Source organism: Psychrobacter sp. 1Y4 (genome assembly GCF_051847555.1).
Genome location: NZ_JBPYDE010000485.1, coordinates 1 through 743 on the forward strand (window position 1 = coordinate 1; position 743 = coordinate 743).

At 43.5% G+C, this 743-nt stretch carries 1 protein-coding gene; it reads right to left on the reverse strand.

Translation table 11 applies throughout. From position 1 onward, the window contains the following. Nucleotides 1–112: 112 nt before the first annotated feature. A partial coding sequence (gene rutB, locus ACS8FC_RS17110) for a pyrimidine utilization protein B (protein ID WP_439297668.1) occupies nucleotides 113–743 on the reverse strand: 631 nt, incomplete at its 5' end.

A 743-nucleotide genomic window follows, 5' to 3' on the forward strand; every position in this document is an offset into this window, starting at 1 on the left:
GGTTTGCTTGTACCTTCAGGGATAATCACTTGTTTAGACATATCTACATTCCTATTTAAATTAAGTATGAAGCGCTTGGTTTAGGCACCTAAAAAGCCATATATCGAAAAGATTAAGTATCCAAAAAGCACTGCTGCATGCTGGCAACATTAGACACCCAACCAAAAAAGGTTTTTACGTTATAGAGTGTGGCGTCATGAGCCTCTACTGGTCCTGCTTGATAACAAGCGTCATCTAACAACACCCCAAAATACTCAAGAAAAAACCCATCTCGAAGCGTTGATTCAACACAGACGTTGGTCGCGATACCAGTGAACAATAGATTGCGTATGCCCCGTGACCGCAATACGCTATCGAAGTTGGTATTGGCAAAGCCGCTATATCGAGGTTTGTCTATGATGATGTCTTGAGGCGCAGGGCTAAGCTCGTCGACCAACTCATAATCCCAGCCCCCTTTTGCTAATAAAGTTCCCTCAAGTTCAGGGTTTTTACGCATGGTTTTTAAGGCGTTTGATTTGTGATAATTGGGCGATCCGCTACCACCAGCCTCTACATATTTGTTGTCCCAGCCATTTCTGAAATAGATGACTTGTATGCCAGATTGATGTGCAATATCCACGGCTTGCTTGATTTTATCGATGACAGGTTTGGTTGACGTCACATCAAACCCAGCCAAATCCAGATAACCACCTTGACTGGCATAAGGGTTTTGCATATCCACGACGATCAATGCGGTTTGCGAT